At 70.4% G+C, this 19,427-nt stretch carries 20 protein-coding genes; 10 read left to right on the top strand and 10 right to left on the bottom strand.

Annotation, left to right across the window (positions count from 1 at the left end):
• Positions 1 to 74: 74 nt before the first annotated feature.
• On the top strand, positions 75 to 824 hold the full coding sequence (locus tag IE226_RS01075; RefSeq protein ID WP_190078998.1) for an ankyrin repeat domain-containing protein: 750 nt from the start codon (positions 75 to 77) through the stop codon (positions 822 to 824).
• Positions 825 to 832: 8 nt separating this feature from the next.
• Here IE226_RS01075 and IE226_RS01070 read toward each other — a convergent pair whose 3' ends face one another.
• From IE226_RS01070 to IE226_RS01055, 4 genes are all read right to left on the bottom strand, one after another.
• A complete protein-coding gene (locus IE226_RS01070) occupies positions 833 to 2,044 on the bottom strand; it encodes a GDSL-type esterase/lipase family protein (RefSeq protein WP_190078997.1) in 1,212 nt (403 codons plus the stop codon).
• Positions 2,045 to 2,188: 144 nt separating this feature from the next.
• Complete coding sequence (locus tag IE226_RS01065; protein ID WP_190078996.1) at positions 2,189 to 2,758, bottom strand: TetR/AcrR family transcriptional regulator; 570 nt, start codon at positions 2,756 to 2,758, stop codon at positions 2,189 to 2,191.
• 239 nt (positions 2,759 to 2,997) lie between these two features.
• Positions 2,998 to 4,524, bottom strand: a complete 1,527-nt coding sequence (locus IE226_RS01060) for a DEAD/DEAH box helicase (RefSeq protein ID WP_190078995.1) — start codon at positions 4,522 to 4,524, stop codon at positions 2,998 to 3,000.
• 162 nt (positions 4,525 to 4,686) lie between these two features.
• On the bottom strand, positions 4,687 to 4,890 hold the full coding sequence (locus tag IE226_RS01055; protein WP_100598391.1) for a cold-shock protein: 204 nt from the start codon (positions 4,888 to 4,890) through the stop codon (positions 4,687 to 4,689).
• A gap of 332 nt (positions 4,891 to 5,222) precedes the next feature.
• On the opposite strand from IE226_RS01055, the gene IE226_RS01050 reads away from it, so the two are divergent.
• Positions 5,223 to 5,378, top strand: coding sequence for a hypothetical protein (locus IE226_RS01050; RefSeq protein WP_190078994.1), 156 nt, complete (start codon positions 5,223 to 5,225; stop codon positions 5,376 to 5,378).
• Between the two features lie 101 nt (positions 5,379 to 5,479).
• On the opposite strand, the gene IE226_RS01045 is transcribed toward IE226_RS01050, so the two are convergent.
• Positions 5,480 to 5,830 (bottom strand): hypothetical protein, encoded by a 351-nt coding sequence (locus IE226_RS01045; RefSeq protein WP_190078993.1) that lies wholly within the window; start codon positions 5,828 to 5,830, stop codon positions 5,480 to 5,482.
• Positions 5,831 to 6,173: 343 nt separating this feature from the next.
• Here IE226_RS01045 and IE226_RS01040 point away from each other — a divergent pair, with 343 nt between their 5' ends.
• A complete protein-coding gene (locus IE226_RS01040) occupies positions 6,174 to 7,292 on the top strand; it encodes a sugar ABC transporter substrate-binding protein (protein ID WP_190078992.1) in 1,119 nt (372 codons plus the stop codon).
• Here the strand turns inward: IE226_RS01040 and IE226_RS01035 are convergent.
• Positions 7,282 to 8,172, bottom strand: a complete 891-nt coding sequence (locus tag IE226_RS01035) for a LysR family transcriptional regulator (RefSeq protein WP_190078991.1) — start codon at positions 8,170 to 8,172, stop codon at positions 7,282 to 7,284. The two genes, IE226_RS01040 and IE226_RS01035, sit on opposite strands and share 11 nt — an antisense overlap.
• A 229-nt stretch (positions 8,173 to 8,401) precedes the next feature.
• On the opposite strand from IE226_RS01035, the gene IE226_RS01030 reads away from it, so the two are divergent.
• A complete protein-coding gene (locus IE226_RS01030) occupies positions 8,402 to 9,154 on the top strand; it encodes a sulfite exporter TauE/SafE family protein (protein WP_190078990.1) in 753 nt (250 codons plus the stop codon).
• Between the two features lie 46 nt (positions 9,155 to 9,200).
• Here IE226_RS01030 and IE226_RS01025 read toward each other — a convergent pair whose 3' ends face one another.
• A complete protein-coding gene (locus IE226_RS01025; RefSeq protein ID WP_190078989.1) occupies positions 9,201 to 10,139 on the bottom strand; it encodes an AraC family transcriptional regulator in 939 nt (312 codons plus the stop codon).
• Between the two features lie 90 nt (positions 10,140 to 10,229).
• Positions 10,230 to 11,153, bottom strand: coding sequence for an NADP-dependent oxidoreductase (locus IE226_RS01020; protein ID WP_190078988.1), 924 nt, complete (start codon positions 11,151 to 11,153; stop codon positions 10,230 to 10,232).
• Between the two features lie 300 nt (positions 11,154 to 11,453).
• Between IE226_RS01020 and IE226_RS01015 the strand changes: the two genes are divergently transcribed.
• A complete protein-coding gene (locus IE226_RS01015; RefSeq protein WP_190078987.1) occupies positions 11,454 to 11,969 on the top strand; it encodes a lytic polysaccharide monooxygenase auxiliary activity family 9 protein in 516 nt (171 codons plus the stop codon).
• A 176-nt stretch (positions 11,970 to 12,145) separates the two neighbouring features.
• Entirely contained in the window at positions 12,146 to 13,324 is a 1,179-nt protein-coding gene (locus IE226_RS01010) for a serine hydrolase domain-containing protein (RefSeq protein ID WP_190078986.1), read from the top strand.
• 22 nt (positions 13,325 to 13,346) lie between these two features.
• Here IE226_RS01010 and IE226_RS01005 read toward each other — a convergent pair whose 3' ends face one another.
• Both IE226_RS01005 and IE226_RS01000 read right to left on the bottom strand, forming a co-directional pair.
• A complete protein-coding gene (locus IE226_RS01005) occupies positions 13,347 to 14,402 on the bottom strand; it encodes a DUF6745 domain-containing protein (protein WP_373306835.1) in 1,056 nt (351 codons plus the stop codon).
• Positions 14,403 to 14,459: 57 nt separating this feature from the next.
• Positions 14,460 to 14,786, bottom strand: a complete 327-nt coding sequence (locus IE226_RS01000; RefSeq protein ID WP_190078985.1) for a DUF8820 family protein — start codon at positions 14,784 to 14,786, stop codon at positions 14,460 to 14,462.
• A gap of 227 nt (positions 14,787 to 15,013) precedes the next feature.
• Between IE226_RS01000 and IE226_RS00995 the strand changes: the two genes are divergently transcribed.
• Genes IE226_RS00995 through IE226_RS00980 form a run of 4 tightly spaced genes read left to right on the top strand, consistent with a single transcriptional unit; the run spans position 15,014 to position 19,413 of the window.
• Entirely contained in the window at positions 15,014 to 15,976 is a 963-nt protein-coding gene (locus IE226_RS00995) for an STM4015 family protein (protein ID WP_190078984.1), read from the top strand.
• Between the two features lie 26 nt (positions 15,977 to 16,002).
• Entirely contained in the window at positions 16,003 to 17,196 is a 1,194-nt protein-coding gene (locus IE226_RS00990; RefSeq protein ID WP_190078983.1) for an STM4014 family protein, read from the top strand.
• Positions 17,197 to 17,236: 40 nt separating this feature from the next.
• A complete protein-coding gene (locus IE226_RS00985; protein WP_190079525.1) occupies positions 17,237 to 18,043 on the top strand; it encodes an STM4013/SEN3800 family hydrolase in 807 nt (268 codons plus the stop codon).
• Entirely contained in the window at positions 18,040 to 19,413 is a 1,374-nt protein-coding gene (locus IE226_RS00980) for an STM4012 family radical SAM protein (protein WP_190078982.1), read from the top strand. The genes IE226_RS00985 and IE226_RS00980 overlap by 4 nt, the downstream gene beginning before the upstream one ends.
• The last annotated feature ends 14 nt before the right edge of the window (positions 19,414 to 19,427 follow it).

Below are 19,427 nucleotides of genomic sequence, written 5' to 3'. Positions count from 1 at the left end.
CGCCACACCGTAAAGTGGTCCAGACCTGCCGTCAATAGGTCTGGACCAGACCGATACAGCCGGAGGCCTCCCGCATGGAAATCCTCGACTCCCGTGATCCGCTGGCCATTTCGGTGACAGAGGCGATCCGGACGGGTGACCTCCGCGCTCTCCGTCAGCTCCTGGCAGACCATCCCGCTCTGGCCACCGCCAGTATCAGCCAGGACGGCCCCGCCGCGGGCCGGCGGAGTCTTCTGCACATCGCCACCGACTGGCCCGGCCACTACCCCCGTGCCGGGGAGATCATCGCCACCCTCGTCGCGGCAGGCGCCGACCCCGACGCCCGCTTCGTCGGCGCCCACACGGAGACGCCTCTGCACTGGGCGGCCAGCAATGACGACGTCACCGCCCTCGACGCCCTCATCGACGCGGGCGCCGACATCGAGGCTCCCGGAGCCGTCATCGGCGGCGGTACCCCGCTCGCCGACGCGCGCGGCTTCGGCCAGTGGCGGGCGGCCGCCAGGCTCCTTGAGCACGGGGCCCGCGCGGATCTGCAGGACGCGGCCACCCTGGGCCTGCTCGACCATGTCGAGGCCTTCCTCGCCGCCGCGCCGGGCTCCCCGGACTCCCCCACCGAGTCCGAGATCACCAGCGCCTTCTGGGGTGCCTGCCACGGAGGGCGACTGCGCACCGCTCAACTTCTGCTGCGGCACGGGGCGGACGTGAACTGGGTCGGCTACGACGACCTGACGCCTCTGGACGCCGCACGGGCACAGCACGCCGACGACGTGGTGGTGCGGTGGCTGCTTGACCAGGGCGCGAAGGGACGCGCGGATCTGGGGTGACGCCCGATTCAGGCGCCTTGGCCCCCGAAGGCGCCCTCTTCCGCGAAGGCCAGTTTCGCGAAGCGTTCGCCCATACGGCGGTGCGTGGCCGCGTCCGGATGGATCTGGTCGGGCAGCGGCAGCTCGGCGGAGTCGGCGTCCCCGTACAGTTCACGGCCGTCGAGGTAGAAGAGGTGCGGGTCCTCGGCCGCCCGCTGCTCCACGATCCCGGCCAGCTCCTCGCGGATGATGTTCAGCGTCAGCTTCCCGCTCGCTCGCTCCGCCGGATCACCCATGGCGATGAACTGCAGCCGTCCGGAGCCGAGATCGCCGAAGTCCGGAGCGGAAGGTCCGGGCGTGTCCTCGTGGATCGGGCACAGGATCGGCGAGACGACGAGGAGCGGCGTGGTGGGGTGGCCTTCGCGGATGGTGTCGAGGAAGCCGTGGACGGCGGGGCCGAAAGCGCGCAGGCGCATCAGGTCCGCGTTGACCACATTGATGCCGATCTTGATGCTGATCAGGTCGGCGGGGGTGTCCCGCATGGCGCGGGCGGTGAACGGGTCGAGCAGGGCGCTGCCGCCGAAGCCGAGGTTGATCAGCTCCACACCGCCGAGGGAAGCGGCGAGTGCGGGCCAGATGCGGGTGGGGCTCGCGGCGTCGGAGCCGTGGCTGATCGAACTGCCGTGGTGCAGCCACACTTTGCGGCCGGAGTCCGGCGCGGGCTCGATGGGCGCGTCGGTGCGCAGGGCGACAAGTTCGGTGGTCTCGTTGTGCGGCAGCCAGATCTCGATGTCCTTGGCGGCGTCGGGCAGTTCGGTGAAACGCAGGGTGCCGACCGGGCCGGATCGGCGCTCGAAGGTCCCGGCGGTCATGTCGATGGTCAGGGTGTTGCCGCCGCTCACGGCCGCCTGACCGGCCAAACGACCGTCGACAAGGAGGTCGTACAGGCCCTCCGGGCGGGGCGGGGCGCCGACATACTCCCGCTTGGTGGGCAGCGTGTCCAGCTCGATGGCGGTGGCCCGGGTACGGAAGACAAGGCGCACGCCGGAGGGCTGGGACTCCGCCATGGCCAGCTGACCGTCGGGCCATTGGGCGCGGGCCCACGCGGGCAGCCGGTGCGGCAGGACACCGTGCTCGGTCTGCTCCAGGTCGAGGGCTCCGCGCAGGATGTCCGCGGTGATGGGTGTGGTGATCCAGCCGTGCCCGGCGTCGGGGGTGGTGGCGTCTGTGTCGGTGTGCATGTCTCCGCCTGCTGATCAAAGAGGTCTGGTTGTCGGGAAGCCCGCTCGCGCAGGTACGCCGCGGCCCGGATCGGTACGCCGCCACTCGGGCGGACTCGGTACGCCGCTGCCCCGCTCCTCGGGAAACCGAGTCGCGTGCCCCGGTCAGGACGCGGGCCAGTTCCGGAGCAGCGCGTCGAGGGCGTCCAGAACGCGTGCCCACGTTTCCTGCGAGTCAGGCTCGCTATGGCTGAAGCCCCCCGCCATCTCCAGGCTGACGTAGCCGTGGAAGACGCTGCCCAGCATCCGGACCGCGTGGGTCTGGTCGGGCTCGGTCAGGTCGTAGCCGCGCAGGATCGCCCGCGTCATCTGGGCGTGCCGGACGCCTGCGCTGGCGGCGGCCGTCTCCGGGTCGAGCCGCAGCTGGGCCGCGGCGTAGCGCCCCGGGTGCTCCCTGGCGTAGTCGCGGTAGACGTCGGCGAACGCGGTCAGGGCGTCCTTTCCGGCCCGTCCCGCGAGAGCGGCGGCGCCGCGGTCGGCGAGCTCCTCCAGGGACAGAAGGGCGATTCGCGTCTTGAGGTCCTGCGAGTTCTTGAGGTGCGAGTACAAGCTCGCGACCTTGACGTCGAACCGCCGGGCGAGCGCCGAGACGGTCACCTGCTCGAAGCCGACCTCATCGGCCAGCTCCGCCCCGGCACGCGCCAGGCGCTCTGCGGTCAATCCTGCGCGAGCCATCGCCTTCCCTTCCTTTTTTGGCGTAACCGATTCTGCACTTACCTAAAGCCTATAGGCAAATTGACATGGCATGAAGGATGCAGATGCGACCCGGAGTTTTGGAACATTGAGTACAGAAACTGGATACACCGCAGCGCCGCACTTCGATCGATCACCCGAAAAAGTCACGGCCTGGCTGTCGGGGCGGCGTCATGCTCGCTCGGACAGACCAGGCCGTACCTGACCCTCAGACAGACGACTCAGGCCGCGCGACGCACCCGCGCCGCCTTCCGCGCCTCTGCCATCTCGCGGGATTCGGCCGTCCGGCGTGAGCCGCCGCCGGAGCGCCCGGGCCGGCCCGGGCGCGTGCCCATGCCCCGGAAGGGGGCGCCACCGCGCTTGGGGCGCTCCGTGCTGGGCGCGCTGCCCGCGATCGGCACCCCGGAGGGGGCCTTGGCGCCGGTGATACGGCTCAACGCGGCCTCGCCGGAGCGGACTTGGGTGATCGTGGGCCGGATCCCGGCGGCGGACATCAGGCGGTTCATGTCGCGCCGCTGGTTGGGCGTTACCAGGGTGACGACGCTGCCGGACTCACCCGCACGGGCCGTACGCCCGCCGCGGTGGAGGTAGTCCTTGTGGTCGATGGGCGGGTCTACGTTGACGACCAGGTCGAGGTTGTCGACGTGGATGCCGCGGGCCGCGACGTTCGTCGCCACCAGGACCGTCACCGCGCCGGACTTGAACTGGGCGAGGGTGCGCGTGCGCTGGGGCTGGGACTTGCCGCCGTGCAGCGCGGCGGCGCGGACGCCGCTGCCCATCAGGTGCTTGGTGAACTGGTCCACCGCGTGCTTGGTGTCCAGGAACATGATCACCCGGCCCTCGCGCGCCGCGATCTCGGTGGCGGTCGCCATCTTGTCGGCGCCGTGCACATGCAGTTCGTGGTGCTCCATCGTGGTGACAGCACCCTTGGAGGGGTCGACCGAGTGGACCACCGGGTCGTGGAGATAGGTGCGGACCAGGAGGTCGACGTTACGGTCGAGCGTGGCGGAGAACAGCATCCGCTGCCCGTCGGGGCGTACCTGGTCGAGCAGTTCGGTGACCTGCGGCATGAAGCCCATGTCGGCCATCTGGTCGGCCTCGTCGAGGACGGTGATGCTCACCCGGTCCAGGCGGCAGTCCTTGCGCTCTATGAGGTCCTTCAGGCGCCCGGGCGTCGCGACGAGCACCTCGGCGCCGGACCGCAGCGCACCGGCCTGTCGGCCGATGGACATGCCGCCGACCACCGTGGCCAGCTTCAGCTTCAGGGCGCGGGCGTACGGCGTGAGTGCCTCGGTCACCTGCTGGGCGAGCTCACGGGTGGGGACAAGGACCAGGGCGAGGGGCCGCTTCGACTCGGCGCGCTGACCGGCGGTGCGCACGAGGAGCGGGAGCCCGAAGGCGAGGGTCTTGCCGGAACCCGTGCGGCCACGGCCCAGTACGTCGCGGCCCGCGAGGGCGTTCGGCAGCGTGGCGGCCTGGATCGGGAACGGCTCCGTCACACCGAGACCGGTGAGGGTCTTCAGGAGCGTGGCGGGCATGTCGAGTTCGGCGAAGGTCTCCACGGCCGGGAGGCCCGGGGTGATGCTGACCGGCAGTGCGAACTCGCCCTGCGGTGCGGCGGGACGGCGTCCCTGACCGCCGGAGCGGTTGCCGGGACGGGGGCCGCCTCCCGTGCGAGCGGCGCCGCGGGGGCCACCGCTGTTGCGGGGGTTGGAATAGCGGTCATTCGTGCGAGCTGAACGGTTCAAGGAGAACCTTCCTCGATATGGCACGCATCGAGGAATTCTCGGTGAATTTCAACCGAACGAATCGCAAGCACGAGCCGAAAAAAAGACAATCTTCTGTAAACAGCAACGCGCTGGTGCCCGCACCGTGAGGTGCGGGCACCAGCGTCGTCTTACGCTTCAGCGTCAGGCAGGAACGATGTTCTCGGCCTGCGGGCCCTTCTGGCCCTGAGTGACATCGAAGTTCACCTTCTGGCCTTCCTGAAGCTCACGGAAGCCCTGGGTGGCGATGTTCGAGTAGTGGGCGAAGACGTCCGGGCCGCCACCCTCCTGCTCGATGAAGCCGAAGCCCTTTTCCGAGTTGAACCACTTCACGGTGCCAGTAGCCATACTAAATATCTCCTTCGGGGCAAGCCCGGGACCCGCACTGTGCGGACCCCGGCGTCGCCACGTTGATTGCCCCGTCCGGAAAACTTCTCCGGAAATACAAAAGTGCCCGGTGGAAATGCATCCACCAAAGGCACTTGAAGTCTTATGGGAACCACAACTGCAACTACGATCAACAGTAGCACGAGACGAGCTTCACGGCACGGCCAAGCTCCGAATATTTCGCCCGACCGGCGGCACGCTCGCCCCACATTGCGGAAATTTGCGGGCCTCTGGTCTCACCCCCGGTGAGAAATCGCCCGCTCCCGCAGCGCGAATCTCCTCGCCGTCCCGTCGTGGTCCGCACCTTCGGCGCCAGCGCGGCGAGCTGCGCCTTGCTCGTGCCGTGCGCCTCTGCCGACCAGATCGCCGAGCACCTGGTGTTCGGCCAGGTCCGCACGGAAGAGGGCCGCGCGGTGTGGCAGCCCGTCGACGCCCACAGCGGCTCCTGAGTCGACGGCCGCTCCTGAGTCGGCGGCGGCTTCTGATTCAGGGAGGTCACGCGCTCCGGAGCGGCCGGTCGGGCCTGTGTCGGCACATCACCGGGGCGGCCTCAGAGCCGGCGCTTGGCCGCCTCCACGCTGGTGCCGATGCCGGAGTTGAACGCGAGGGCGGCCCCGGGCGCGTGGCGGCGGACCAGGTCGACGGTCTGCTCGAAGAGAGGCAGCAGTTCGTCGGCCTTGCGGATCCCGCCGCCCACGACCACCACGTCCCACGCGCGTTCGGTCAGCGACGCGACGAGGGTGGACTCGGCCGACTCGTCGAACACGAGCAGCGCCGAGCCCGCGTCGAAGCCGTGTTCCGCGAACCGCGCCAGCTCGGCGTCGAGAGCGGCGTTGAGGGCAGCGGCGTCGACGCCGGGGATCGCCTGCGGGTCGTAACCGACAACAAGTACGGAAGGCATGCGCTCAAACTACAAGGCAGAGGTGAGGGCTCCGGAGGCCTTCGCCTCTGATGCGGAACGGCCCCGGTCCCTGCCGGGAAGCGGGCGACCGGACGTCGGTCGGCCTCCGAGCAGGCGGGGAGCCGTGGGGTGCCGCTCTGCGGCCGATCCGTGCGGAATCCGCACCCGTCCCGCCTTGCGGACACAGCCGCTGTCACGTGTAAATGCAGGACAGTTCAATACTGAAACGCACATTCCATTGCAATCTCGTTATGCATTGACTCCTTGACGCCGGGAACACTGCGGGGTTGGCTTTCAGCCATCTCGGACCACAACGCAGCGGTCCGATCGAGGAAGTGGGCGAATGAAAACCCGTACGCGAGAAGCCACCGTCGCCGTCTCCGTGAGTGCCCTGGCGCTCTCACTTGCCGCATGCGGCAGCCTCATGGGTTCCGAGGACGACGGGAAGTCGGCCGAAAAGAAGGGTGACGACGTCACCGTCGGCCTGCTCCTGCCCGAGGCGGAGACGGCTCGCTACGAGAAGTTCGACCACCCCATCATCGAGAAGCAGGTCAAGAAGCTCACGAACAACAAGGGCAAGGTCGTCTACGCCAACGCCGGCGAGGACGCCGCCAAGCAGAGCAGCCAGCTCGACCAGATGGTCGCCGACGAGGTCGACGTGATCCTGGTGAGCGCGGTGGACGCGAAGAAGATCGCGCCGTCGGTCAAGAAGGCGAAGGAAGCGGACATTCCCGTCATCGCCTACGACCGTCTCGCCGAAGGGCCCGTCTCCGGGTACGTGGCGTTCGACAACGAGCTGGTCGGCCAGGTCCAGGGCCAGGCGATCCTGAAGGCGCTCGGCAGCGCCCGCAGGAGCAGCAAGATCGTCATGATCAACGGTTCGCCCACCGACCCGAACGCCGCCGTCTTCAAGGAAGGCGCGCTCTCCCAGCTCCAGAACCAGGTGAAGATCGCCAAGTCGTACGACACCGTCGGCTGGAAGCCGAAGACGGCCGGCGCCCATATGACCGACGCGATCACCGCGATCGGCAAGGACGACATCGCCGCCGTCTACTCCGCCAACGACGGCATGGCCGGCGGCGTCATCAAGGCCCTCAAGGCCGCAGGCCTCACCGACCTGCCGCCGGTCACCGGCCAGGACGCGGAGCTGTCGGCCGTGCAGCGCGTCGTCACGGGCGAGCAGTACATGAGCGTCTACAAGCCCTACCCCGAAGAGGCCGTCGGCGCCGCACAGATGGCGGTCCGGATCGCCCAGGGCCGCATGGTCGAGTACGACGCGCTGGCCGGCGACAAGTCCGACAACGCCACCACGAAGAACATCCCCTCCCTGCTGGTCTCGGTGCGCCCCCTGACCCGGGACACCATCAAGTCCACGGTCATCGAGGACGGCATCTACAAGACCGACGAGATCTGCACCGCCGAGTACAAGGCGGCGTGCGCGACGATCGGCCTCAAGGGCTGAGGTCTCCGGGGACCACTGTCTCGGCGAAGGCCCTGGCCAGCGGAGACAGTGTGTCCCAGCGGCGCACCGCCCAGCCCGTCCACAGTGTGGGCAGGTCCGGGATGGGGATCAGGCGCAGGTCGGGGTGGCCGGGGCCGTGCCACCCCGGCAGGTCGGGGACGATCGCGTGGCCCAGGCCCAGTTCGGCGAGCAAGAGGGCGGTGTCCCAGTCGGCGACGCTGGTGTCGGAGGCCGGGCTTATGCCGCGCTCGGTGAACCACGCGTCCAGGCGCGCACGGGACGTGGTGCTCTCCGGGAGCCCGATGAGCTGGATGCCGGCCAGGTCGGCAGTGGTGATCAGCGGCTTCGCGGCGAGGGGATCGTCGCGGTGCACGGCAAGCACCCAGGGGAGTTCGATGACGGGCCACTGCTCGATGCCCTTCACCGGGGCGCCGAGGGTGATCCAGGCCAGGTCGAGGCCGCCCGCGATGAGGGCATCGAAGCAGCTGCGGCTGGAGTGCGCGGTCTGGAATTCGAGGCTCACCCGGGGATGGCGCCGGCGGAAGGCCACGATCGCGTCGGACAGGAAGTGCCGCACCGTGGTGGCGCCGGTGGTGATCCGCACCGATCCGGCCTCGCCGTGCGCCAGGTCGCTCAGCCTGCGCAGGGCGTGATCGATGTCGCCGAGGCCGCCGGCCGCCGCGTTCTGCAGGAGCTGTCCGGCCGGGGTGGGCACGACGCCGCGCGGGTGGCGTTCGAGGAGGCTGAGCCCCAACTCCCGCTCCAGGCGCCTGATGTGCTGGCTGACCGCGGGCTGCGTACAGGACAGTTCGCGGGCGACGGCGCTGAGACTGCCCGTGCGGCAGACGGCGACAAAGACACGCAGGTCGTCGAGAGTCATGGACGGTGAAGCTACAGCTTGGGGGTCTGCAAGGAAATCCGAGGATTGACTTGGATGTCGGGCCGGCGGGACGATCTTCTCGGGCCCAGGGCGGCAACCTGGCCGGGTTTCCCCGCCCTCCGGAGGGCGGGGAAACCCGGCCAGGTGCCGACCCGCCCCTTCGCAACTGGCTCCTCGGTCCCGGCCTGCCCGCACTCCGGTACGCCGACCGCCCCCGGAAAGGCGCTCCATGCAGGCTTTCGAGACAGTGGCCATAGCGGCCGCGGCCGTCGCGGCAGGCGGCATCAACGCGGTCGTCGGCTCCGGCACCCTGATCACCTTCCCGACGCTGCTCGCCTTCGGCTACCCGCCCGTCCTCGCCAACGTCTCCAACACCATCGGTCTCGTACCGGGCGTACTCAGTGCGGCGTACGGATATCGCGCCGAGCTCAAGGGCCAGCGGTCCCGTCTCCTCAAGCTCGGTCTCGCGTCGCTCCTGGGCGGTGTCGCGGGAGCGGTGCTGCTCCTGAAGCTGTCCGCCGACACCTTCAGCTCCGCGGTGCCGGTGCTGATCCTGATCGCCTGCGCCCTGGTGCTGTTGCAGCCCCGGCTGCAGAAGTGGCTCGCGCGGCGCGACTCCCGCGGCCGTGCGGACGGCGGCGTCCCCCTGTGGGCCGGCGTCCTGGGCACCGGCGTCTACGGCGGCTACTTCGGAGCTGCCCAAGGAGTGCTGCTCATGGGCCTGTTCGGGTCGTTCCTCCGCGATGACCTGCAGCGCCTGAACGCCGTCAAGAACGTCCTGGCGTCCATCGTGAACGGCGTCGCCGCGATCCTCTTCATCGCGGTGACGACCGTCGACTGGAGCGTGGCCGGCGTGATCGCCGTCGGCTCGACCCTGGGTGGCGTGCTCGGTGCGCGGGTGGGCCGCCGCCTTTCGCCCGCCGTGCTGCGCGGGCTCATTGTCGCCGTCGGGGTCACCGCGGCGGTCGCCGCCGCCGTGTGAGCCGACAGCCGAACAGCGGGTTACCGCGAGACCGTTCCAGCCTGCTCTAAGCCGCCCTGCTCTGGCGCCGGTAGCCGCCCGGCGCCAGGCCGTACTCCCGCTTGAAGGCCTTGGCGAAGGCGAACTCGGAGCCGTAGCCGGTGCGGGCGGCGACCGTCGTCAGCGGGGCGTCGGACTCGCGCAGCATGCGGGCGGCCGTGGTCATGCGCCAGCGGGTCAGATAGGCCATCGGCGGTTCGCCGACCAGCATGGCGAACCGCCGGGCGAAGGCCGCGCGGGACAGGCCGGCCCGCTCCGCGAGGGACTCGACCGTCCATGGGGCCGCGGGATCGTCGTGCATGGCCGACAGGGCGGGCGCCACCGCCGGGTCGCTCAGGGCGGCGGCCCAGCCCTGCGCGGCGGCCGGTGGCTGGTCGTCGAGCCAGGCCCGCAGGATGTAGAGCAGCAGCGAGTCGATCAGCGTGGGCACGATGCCGTCCGAGCCGATGCGCGGGTTCTCCAGCTCGGAGCCGAGAAGCTGTACGGCGGCACTCAGCTCCGGATGGCGTCCGTGCCTCGTCGGCAGGTGGATGACCTCGGGCAGCTGGCGCACCAGCGGGTGCGGTCGCCCCTGGTCCAGGTGGTAGCTGCCGCACAGCAGGCTGGTCTCGGCGCCCTCGCCGCCGAGCGTCAGCGAGCCGATCGGCGCACTGCGGTGGAACTGCTCGCTCTTGCACTCCTCGGCGGGGGTGGCGGGGTGATCGGCGAGGATGTGGCCCCGCCCGCCGCGCAGGAAGATCACATCGCCGGGGTTCAGCTGTATCGGCGCCTGGTGCGGCGGCGCGCCCGGCAGCGGGACCAGCCAGCAGGTGCCGTACAGGACCACGTGGAAGCCGGCGCCCGCGACGGGCGGCAGGCGCAGGCCCCAGGGGGCGCGGCCGTTGGTGCGTACGGACGCGGGGTGCCCGGTGCGCATCGAGGCCAGCGCCTCGGTGAGGATGTCCATCCGGCCTCGCCCTTCCTGGTGCCGCTTGTCGCTTGCCGCTTGCCGTGTGTCGCTTGTCGTGCCGCTTCACGTCCGTCCCGGTCGGTCTGTTCAGACCGTGAGGACAATCTTGCCTTGTACGTGCCCCTCGGCGATCAGCACGTGTGCCCTGCCCGCCTCTGCCAGCGGAAACGTCTCCTGTACGTGGGGACGGACGCGGCCCGCGTCGATCAGTTCGGCGAGTGCTTCGAGTCCGGCGGAGTCCGGTTCGACCATGACTCCGGCGAAGCGCCGTCCGGCGGCCTCGACGCGCGCGGCGAGCTCCCGGTCATGGTGCTCCAGGATGCTGATGAGCACGCCGCCGGGGCGCACCACACCGAGCGAGAGATCGCCCTGCCCCTTCGAGTCGAGGAGTACGTCCACGTCCTTGACGGCCTCGGTGAAGTCGGTGGTGCGGTAGTCGATGATCTCGTCGGCGCCGAGACCGCGCAGGAAGTCGCGCCGGCCCGCGCTCGCCACGGCGATCACATGGGCGCCGCGCGCCTTCGCGATCTGCACGGCGAAGTGGCCGACCCCGCCGGCCGCCCGCTGGATCAGCACCCGGTCGCCTTCCTTGATCTCCGCGTCACGCACCAGGCCCTGCCAGGCGGTGAGCGCTGCCAGGGGAACGGCGGCGGCGTGCACGTGGTCGAGGGAGGCGGGCTTGCGGGCGAAGTGGCCGGACGGCGCGGTGACGTACTCGGCGTATCCGGTGGCGGCGCGGGGGAAGAGCGGCATTCCGTACACCTCGTCGCCCACCGCGAGCACGGCCCCGGCGCCCGCCTCCTCGACCACCCCGGAGATGTCCCAGCCCACGCCGAACGGCGGCTCGCCGATCAGCGGGAAGGCGCCGGACCTGACGGCCACGTCGGCCGGGTTGACGGCGCTGGCGTGGACCTTGACGAGGACTTCGCCGGCCGACGGCGTCGGCCGTTCCATCTCCACGACCTCGAGCACCTCGGGCCCGCCGAAGGACTTCTGGATCACTGCGCGCACGGTGGATCTCCCCTGCGTTGTTCCGGTTGATGATCTCGACCCTAGGGAGATCGAACGAGCCGCAGAATGGCTCAATGACTTCGCCACATGTCCGATCGTCTCGCCCGGCGTCCCCCTCGGCCATGCGGCGGGGGTGCCGACCCCGGGTCCGGACGCATCGCCTCATCCACAACTTCCGCACCACGAGCACTACTTGAAGGGTTGACTGAGCCCCGACAATCAGTATGGTCTAGGCCAATGAGTCGACCGAGGCGCCCGGTTGTCTCTCGCCCCTCCTCCCCCCACTCAGAGGGAACAGAGATGAACAAGAAGCAGAAACTGGCAGCCGTTCTGGGCGCGGGATTCGCGCCCGTGCTCGTCCTGGCCTCCGTGACCCCGGCCAGTGCACACGGCTACGTCAACTCGCCCCCGAGCCGGCAGGCACAGTGCGCGGCCGGCACCGTCTCCTGCGGCGAGATCACCCACGAACCGCAGAGCGTCGAGGGCCCCAAGGGTCAGACGACGTGCAGCGGCGGCAACTCGCGGTTCGCCGAACTGGACGACGACAGCAAGGGCTGGAAGGCCACCGACGTCGGCTCCTCGCAGGAGTTCAGCTGGAAGCTGACGGCCCGTCACAGCACCAGCACCTGGCAGTACTTCGTCGGCGGCAACAAGATCGCCGAGGTCGACGACGGAGGCGCCAAGCCGGGCGAGACCGTCACGCACAAGGTCGACTTCGGCGGGCTCAGCGGCAAGCAGAAGGTGCTCGCGGTGTGGAACGTCGCCGACACCAGCAACGCCTTCTACGCCTGCATCGACGTGAACATCACGGGCTGAGCCCTCGTGCGGGGTGGTCCCCCCACACCACCCCGCACGGTCTGCCGGGCCGCGGCGCCATCGCGCCGACGGTTCGGCGGGCCAGGTCCCCGGCCCCCGGTGGCGGGGCGGCCGGCAAACGCGGCGGACCGCGCGAAATGACCTTCGGGCCGGGCACGGGCTGAGATGGTGGCTGTATGGCCGATCTGCGCAAGACTCTGGAGACGCACGTCAGCAACAGCTCCGTGGCGGGAGCGGTGGGCCTGGTGGCCCACGGCGACCGGGGCGAGGAGGTCGCCGCCGTCGGCTCCGTCGACGTCGAGGGCACCGCCCCGATGGCCAGGGATTCCATCTTCCGTATCGCGTCGCTGACCAAACCCGTCGTCGCCGCCGCCCTCATGATGCTGGTCGACGAGGGCCGGATCACGCTGGACGACCCGGTCGGGCGCTGGCTGCCGGAACTGGCGTCACCGAGCGTCGTCCGCACCCCGTCGTCACCGGTGGACGACGTGGTCCCGGCGGTCCGCCCGATCACCGTCTTCCATCTGCTCAACTCCCGTACGGGATACGGTTTTCCCTCCGACTTCTCGCTGCCGGCGCTCGCACCGCTGTTCAGCGAACTGAAGCAGGGCCCTCCCCAGCCGCAGGCCCCTCCCGCGCCCGACGCCTGGATGGCCGCGCTCTCCCGCATCCCGCTCCTTCACCAGCCCGGTGACGGCTGGCTGTACAACCTCAGCTCCGACCTCCAGGGCGTACTGATCGCCCGGGTCACCGGGGTGCCACTGCCCCAGTTCCTGGCCGAGCGGGTCTTCGAGCCGCTCGGGATGACCGACACCGCGTTCTCGGTGCCACCGGGCAAGCTCGACCGCTTCACCAGCTACTACGCGGCCGGGGCGGAGGCCGGGCCCGAACGCGATCCCCGCAGCGGGCTCGAACTGCTCGACACCCCCGACGGACAGTGGAGCACTCCCCCTCCGTTCCCGTCCGGCGCCGGCGGTCTCGTCTCGACGCTCGACGACTGGCTCGCCTTCGGACGCATGCTGCTCGCCGGCGGGACGACGGCCGACGGGCGCCGGCTGCTCAGCCCCGAAGCGGTGCGGCAGATGACGACCAATCACCTCACCACGCCCGAGCGTGAGTCCGCCGGCCTCTTCCTCGAAGGGATGGGATGGGGCTTCGGCGGTTCGGTGGACGTCGAGACCGTGGAGCCGTGGAACGTCCCGGGGCGCTACGGCTGGGTCGGCGGCACCGGCACGACCGCACACATCATCCCCTCCACCGGCACGGTCACCCTCATGTTCAGCCAGTTGCTGATGGGCGGGCCCAGCTACCCCGCACTGATGCGGGACTTCTGGCGGTACGCGGCCGGGGCCTGAGTCGCTTCGGACGTTCCCCGGCTCAGGTCTGGCGCTGCGGGTCGTAGGCATCCGGATGCAGTCCGAACGTCCACGCCACTCCTTCCTTGGCCGTCCGCGTGGCGGGCGGCACGCGCAACCAGTACGTGCGGCTCGTGCCGTCGGGCTCCGGGGTGGAGTTGACGACCTCGACCATCACCACGTCCTCGTCACCGACCAGTTGGATCCGCCAGAGCACACCGGTCTCGTCGCGGTGTACGGGAACCGCGCCCGACTCGTCCAGATAGCGCTCGTAGCCGTAGTGCTCCAGCATGACGCGGCGAAGTTCGGCGTTCTCCTCGGCGCGTATCCGCTCGGGGGTCAGCGCGGACAGTTCTTCCAGGAACTCTCCCGGCACCGGCATGCCGCGCCACGCGTACAGGGCGAACCCGTCGGGGAAGGCGAGTGCCGGGCCGTCGGCGCGGTCCAGGCGACCTGCCTCGTCGCGGTGCAGTTCCGTCGGGCGCTCGCAGACGATCGCCTCCCGTTCGTAGGGCCACCACCAGCCCGCCGCGCGGGCGACCGCCGCGAGGCCGTCCAGTGAACCGCCCTCGGACGTGTCGAAGGCGCACAGCCAGGGCGCCTCGTGCTGGCCGAGTACGGCGTCGAGGAGGGTGAGGCGAAGCCTCTGCCGTTCCTTGTGCCTGCCGTCCGCCAGTTCGTCCAGCACTCCGGTGCGGATGCGGGAAGCGAGGGCTTGGGTGGTGCCCCAGAGCCGGGCACCGGTGGCGTTCCAGTGTTCGGACCAGCCGCCTGGCCCCAACTTCGCGTGCACAGCCTCTCGTTCGGCAGCCCAGGGGCGGTTGCGAACCGTGTCACGCACACTGTGGCCCGGGGTGTCCTTCTCCGCCGCCACCAGTCGCACGGCCTCGCGCGGAGAAGCGGCCCAGCGGATGCGCTCGGGCTCGGGGAGCCCTGCCCTGCGGTAGGCGAGCCGCACACCTGCCTCGGCCGCCGCCCGGTCGGCGGGCCCTGTGGCCGCCGCCACCTGCCGCCAGCCCGTCACGTCACCCTCCACCGGCAGCACCTGCTCCACCGTCGTCATCTCATCCGCTCCCATGTCGTGCCCTCCCGCTTCCCGATTCCGGCTGCCGCGCGTCGTCTCGTCCACGCGGCATCAGTCGGCCACCAGACGCACGGAACCCGGCACGTACTCACGCTGGCGCACCACCCGATACCAGCCCTTCGGCAGCGGGATCGCCGCGTGTTCCTCGTGCACCACGCGTCCGCCGTCCGGCAGGTGGAGCAGCATCGGGCCGAACGGGCCCGATTCGCGGATCAGTTGACCGGGCCCCACCACGGCGTGGGCGTGACCCGTCACTTCGCCGAGGGCCAGCACGAGCCTGCCGCGGGCGTCACGCGGTTCCTGCGGACCGTCGGCGCTGTGCGGCGGCAGCGCCGACTCCGCGACGGGCACGATGAGTACATCTCCCTGCCGGTACATGGGTGTCCCCTCCCCGCGGCACGCTCTGCACCGCTCAATGCATCCGACGTTACGGCGAGGGTCTGACAACGGCCGGCGAGCGGCGACCGGTCCGGCTTCGGCGGCCCTGCGGCGGGCGTTGTCAGTGGCGCTTGGTAGAAATTCTGCACATCGGCCGATCGCCAGGGACACGGGATCGCCGCAGTTGAGCGCCGGTTCGGCGCCATGGCTATGGGGAGCGGGCGGACATGACCATCGGAGACGACCAGCAGCACTGGCACGGCCTGCCCATCCGGGAGTTCCCGCAGTTCGACGAGAAGATCGCGGATGAACTGCCGGCGGCCGATTCCGTGGCCTGGCGCATCGCCGTCAATGCGTACGACAGCGACGAGCAGTGGGAAGCCGCGTTCGCGCGGTTCACCAAGGCAGTCGACATCGCGCGGGTGCGGGCGATCATCGTGGGTGCGTGGAGTGATGTCTACGAGAACGGGCCGGAGGAGGTGATCGCCGCTCTGATCGGGGCGAAGGAGCGCATGCCCGCGCTGCGCGCCCTGTTCCTGGGCGACATCGACTCGGAGGAGTGCGAGATCTCCTGGATCAAACAGGGTTGTGTGACCCCGCTTCTCGACGCGTTCCCCGAGTTGGAGGAGTTCGCCGTGCGCGGCAGCGACGGCCTCACGTTTCCTGCCGTGCGGCACGGACGGTTGCGGTCGCTGACCTTCGAGTCGGGCGGTCTTCCGGTCGGGGTGGTGCGCGGGATCGCCGCGAGCGACCTGCCCGCCCTGGAGCACCTGGACCTGTGGCTCGGCACCTCCGAGTACGGCGGCGACGCGGCGGTCACGGATCTGGAGTCCTTCTTCGCCGGGACGCGACTCCCCCGGCTGCGGTACCTCGCGCTGCGCAACAGCGAGATCCAGGACGAGATCGCCGAGGCCATGGCATCCGCTCCGGTCGTGGCCCGCCTGGAAGTCCTCGACCTCTCCATGGGTGTCCTGACGGACGAGGGGGCCACGGCGCTGCTGGCCGGACAGCCGTTGACGCACCTCAAGAAGCTCGACCTCCATCACAACTTCCTCAGTGAGGCGCTGAGCGCACGCGTGCGCGAGGCCGTGGAACCGGCGGGCGTCGAGGTCTGCCTCGATCCGGAGGACGCGGACGATGACGAGGAGGAGGACGGCACGGTGTGGCGTTACGTGGCCGTGGGCGAGTAGCGGTCACCGGAATGGGGGGAAACTTCATGCGGCAGGCGACAACGACTCCCGGGCCGCGTCACGGACAACCGGGTCCGCGGTTCGCGGTGGTCGGCAACCCGGAGAACCGCCGGGTGGAACTGTTCGCCGCGGCCGTACGGGACGCCGGGCTGCCCGCGCCTCGTGTCGTGCCATGGCTGGACGTGCTGCGCGACGGCGGTGCGGCCTTCGGCGCGGACGAAGTGGTGCGGCTCGAATCACCCGGGGAGAACGCCGATGTCGACCTGAGTCTGCGCGGCATGGACGACCCCACGCGGGTGGAGGGCAGTGCGCGTTGGTACGGGCGGTTCACCGCCGCCGTACGGACGTTGAGCGGCGGACGGCGGCTCGACGACCCGGACGAACTCGGCGTGCTCTTCGACAAGCGGCTCTGCCACGACGTGCTGGCCCACGCGGGCGTGCCGGTCCCGCCCTCGCCCACATCCGGGGCGCAGGCAGCGGTGCGGGGCTGGGACGACGTGCGGACCCTGATGCGTGAGCACCGCATGCCGCGGCTCTTCGTCAAGCTCGCCCACGGCTCGTCCGCCTCCGGAGTGCTCGCCGTGGAGACGGCGGGCGCCGGGCGCATCCGGGCGACCACGTCGGTGGAGAGGTCGGGCGGGCGGCTGCACAACTCCCTTCGGCTGCGCCGCTATCGGGACGAGCGGGAGATCGCCGCGATCGTCGACCGGCTCGCGCCCGACGGCCTGCACATCGAGCGCTGGATGCCGAAAGCGTCGCTGCACGCGCGCGTGGCCGATCTGCGGATCGTCGTGATCGGCGGGCGTGCCACGCACGCCGTCGTACGGACCAGCAGGTCTCCCCTGACCAATCTCCACCTGGGCGGTGCGCGGGGCGAGTTGGCCGCAGCAATCGAGGCGGCGGGGGCCCGCTGGGGCGAGGCCCTGGACATCTGCGAGCGGGCCGCCGCCTGTTTTCCCGGCACGCTCTGCGTGGGTGTCGACCTTCTGCCCGCTCTCGGCTGGCAGCGGTTCACCGTCGGCGAGGTCAACGCCTTCGGGGATCTGCTGCCACGCCTTACGGGGCTGCCGGGCAGCGGGGCCGAGGGGCTCGATACATACGCGGCCCAGATCGCCGCCGTGCGGCACCGTCCGCCGGCCGCTGCCCCGCCTCTCCGGAACGCCTCCGATCCGCCCCGCTCACCGAACCACCTCGCAAGGAACCCACATGCGCACGCCTGACACCACCTGCGGTCCGCCGGAGGCCCGTCCCGCTCCCGACATGAACGAGGTCGTCGGACGCGACGACCTCCTCCTGGTCACCCTGGACACGCTGCGCTACGACGTCGCCGTCGAGCTCGCCGCCACCGGCCGCATCCCGCATCTCGCCCGCCATCTGCCGGGCGGCGTCTGGGAGAAGCGGCACGCGCCCGGCAGCTTCACCTACGCCTCGCACCAGGCGATGTTCGCCGGATTCCTGCCCACACCCGCCGCTCCCGGGCCGCATCCGCGGTTGTTCGCCGCCCGGTTCGCGGGCAGCGAGACCACGGCCGGGCGCACCTTCGTCTTCGACACTCCCGACCTGGTGTCCGGACTCGCGGACGCCGGGTATCGCACGGTGTGCATCGGCGGGGTGGGCTTCTTCAACAAGCGGGGCGCCCTGGGCGACGTACTGCCCGGGCTCTTCCAGGAGAGCCACTGGGAGCCGGAGTTCGGCGTTGCCTCACCCACGTCCTTCGAAGCCCAGGTGGAGCGGGCCGAGAAGGTGGTGGCCGAACTGCCGCACGAACAGCGGCTTTTCCTGTTCCTGAACGCCTCGGCCCTGCATCAGCCCAACTGGTTCCACACGCCCGGCGCCACCCGCGAGACAGGTGACAGCCGCGCGACACACGCGGCCGCCCTGGAGTACATCGACCGGCACATCGGGCGTCTGTTCGCCGTCCTGAGCTCGCGCCGACGCTGTTTCGCCATCGTCTGCTCCGACCACGGCACGGCCTACGGAGACGACGGCTATGTGGGCCATCGCCTCGGGCACGAAGCCGTATGGACGGTCCCCTACGCCCACTTCTTCCTGGAGCCGTCCGCATGAGCACACCGCAGCTTCTCGACCCCACCGCCACCCGCCCGTACCAGAGTTACGTCTACGCCTACCCCCACAAGACCACCTATCGCCCCTTGCCCGACCGCCCCGAGCTGCGCGACCTGTGGGCAGCGGAACCCAAGGACGCGCTCTCCCTCTATCTGCACATACCGTTCTGCGAGGTCCGCTGCGGCTTCTGCAATCTCTTCACCCGCATCGGCGCGCCCGGCGAGCTGACCACCCGCTATCTGGACGCCCTCGACCGGCAGGCCACAGCGGTGCGGGACGCGCTCGGAGCAGGCGGGGACGCGGGGCCGGTCCGGTTCGCCAACGCGGCGTTCGGCGGCGGTACCCCCACCTATCTGGAGGCCGCGGAGCTGGAGCGGCTCTGCGACATCGCCGAGCGGCGCATGGGGGCAGACCTGCGGGCGATCCCGCTCTCCGTCGAGGCGTCGCCCGCGACCGCCACCGCCGACCGGCTCGCGGTCCTGGCCGAGCGCGGAACGACCCGGCTCAGCCTGGGCGTGCAGAGTTTCGTCGACGCCGAGGCGCGGGCCGCGGTGCGGCCCCAGCGCCGGGCGGACGTCGAGGCGGCGCTTGGGCGGATACGCGACGCCCGTATCCCCGTACTCAACATCGACCTCATCTACGGGATCGGCGGCCAGACGGAGCACACCTGGCGCGCCTCCCTGGATGCCGCGCTTGCCTGGCGCCCCGAGGAGCTCTACCTCTATCCGCTGTACGTGCGGCCGTTGACCGGCCTGGGCAAGCACGGCACGGCGCTGACGGACGCCGGCTCCGACGCGGACTGGGACGCACAGCGACTGCGTCTCTACCGGCAGGGCCGCGATCACCTCCTCGCCGAGGGTTACGTCCAGGTGTCGATGCGGATGTTCCGCCGCGCTGACGCACCGCCGCAGGGCGCCGACGACTACGCCTGCCAGACCGACGGCATGATCGGCCTGGGCTGCGGCGCCCGTTCCTACACCTCCTCGCTGCACTACTCCTTCGACTACGCGGTCGACCCGCGCGAGATACGCACGATCATCGACGAGTACACGGCGACCGTGGACTTCGGCCGCGCCGTGCACGGCCGCCGGGTCGACGGGGCCGAGGCCCGCCGGCGTCACCTCCTCCAATCGCTGTTGCAGGCCGAGGGCATGCCGCCGGCCGACTACCGCAAACGGTTCGACGCGGACCCGTACGAGGACTTCCCCGCCGAACTCGAACGGTTCGCGGACCGTGGCTGGCTGGAGCGGGACCCTGCGGCGGGAGTCCTGCGCCTGACGGCCGAGGGCCTCGCGCACTCCGACGCGATAGGCCCCGAGTTGTTCTCCGCCGAGGTGCGGGCCGCCATGGCCGCGTACGAACTGAAGTGAGCCCGCCGACCGTG

The sequence above is a fragment of the Streptomyces longisporoflavus genome (assembly GCF_014649775.1).
GTDB lineage: Bacteria > Actinomycetota > Actinomycetes > Streptomycetales > Streptomycetaceae > Streptomyces > Streptomyces longisporoflavus.
This window is presented reverse-complemented; position numbering and strand designations above follow the sequence as displayed.

What these genes read in the sequence shown, in the direction of transcription:
- IE226_RS01040 (WP_190078992.1), top strand. Translation starts at nt 6,174, where the DNA reads ATGAAAACCCGTACGCGAGAAGCCACCGTCGCCGTCTCCGTGAGTGCC.
- IE226_RS01070 (WP_190078997.1), bottom strand. Translation starts at nt 2,044, where the DNA reads ATGCACACCGACACAGACGCCACCACCCCCGACGCCGGGCACGGCTGG.
- IE226_RS01000 (WP_190078985.1), bottom strand. Translation starts at nt 14,786, where the DNA reads ATGTACCGGCAGGGAGATGTACTCATCGTGCCCGTCGCGGAGTCGGCG.
- IE226_RS00990 (WP_190078983.1), top strand. Translation starts at nt 16,003, where the DNA reads ATGCGGCAGGCGACAACGACTCCCGGGCCGCGTCACGGACAACCGGGT.
- IE226_RS01055 (WP_100598391.1), bottom strand. Translation starts at nt 4,890, where the DNA reads ATGGCTACTGGCACCGTGAAGTGGTTCAACTCGGAAAAGGGCTTCGGC.
- IE226_RS01010 (WP_190078986.1), top strand. Translation starts at nt 12,146, where the DNA reads ATGGCCGATCTGCGCAAGACTCTGGAGACGCACGTCAGCAACAGCTCC.
- IE226_RS01035 (WP_190078991.1), bottom strand. Translation starts at nt 8,172, where the DNA reads ATGACTCTCGACGACCTGCGTGTCTTTGTCGCCGTCTGCCGCACGGGC.
- IE226_RS01030 (WP_190078990.1), top strand. Translation starts at nt 8,402, where the DNA reads ATGCAGGCTTTCGAGACAGTGGCCATAGCGGCCGCGGCCGTCGCGGCA.
- IE226_RS01015 (WP_190078987.1), top strand. Translation starts at nt 11,454, where the DNA reads ATGAACAAGAAGCAGAAACTGGCAGCCGTTCTGGGCGCGGGATTCGCG.
- IE226_RS00995 (WP_190078984.1), top strand. Translation starts at nt 15,014, where the DNA reads ATGACCATCGGAGACGACCAGCAGCACTGGCACGGCCTGCCCATCCGG.
- IE226_RS01005 (WP_373306835.1), bottom strand. Translation starts at nt 14,402, where the DNA reads ATGGGAGCGGATGAGATGACGACGGTGGAGCAGGTGCTGCCGGTGGAG.
- IE226_RS00980 (WP_190078982.1), top strand. Translation starts at nt 18,040, where the DNA reads ATGAGCACACCGCAGCTTCTCGACCCCACCGCCACCCGCCCGTACCAG.
- IE226_RS01045 (WP_190078993.1), bottom strand. Translation starts at nt 5,830, where the DNA reads ATGCCTTCCGTACTTGTTGTCGGTTACGACCCGCAGGCGATCCCCGGC.
- IE226_RS00985 (WP_190079525.1), top strand. Translation starts at nt 17,237, where the DNA reads ATGAACGAGGTCGTCGGACGCGACGACCTCCTCCTGGTCACCCTGGAC.
- IE226_RS01025 (WP_190078989.1), bottom strand. Translation starts at nt 10,139, where the DNA reads ATGGACATCCTCACCGAGGCGCTGGCCTCGATGCGCACCGGGCACCCC.
- IE226_RS01065 (WP_190078996.1), bottom strand. Translation starts at nt 2,758, where the DNA reads ATGGCTCGCGCAGGATTGACCGCAGAGCGCCTGGCGCGTGCCGGGGCG.
- IE226_RS01075 (WP_190078998.1), top strand. Translation starts at nt 75, where the DNA reads ATGGAAATCCTCGACTCCCGTGATCCGCTGGCCATTTCGGTGACAGAG.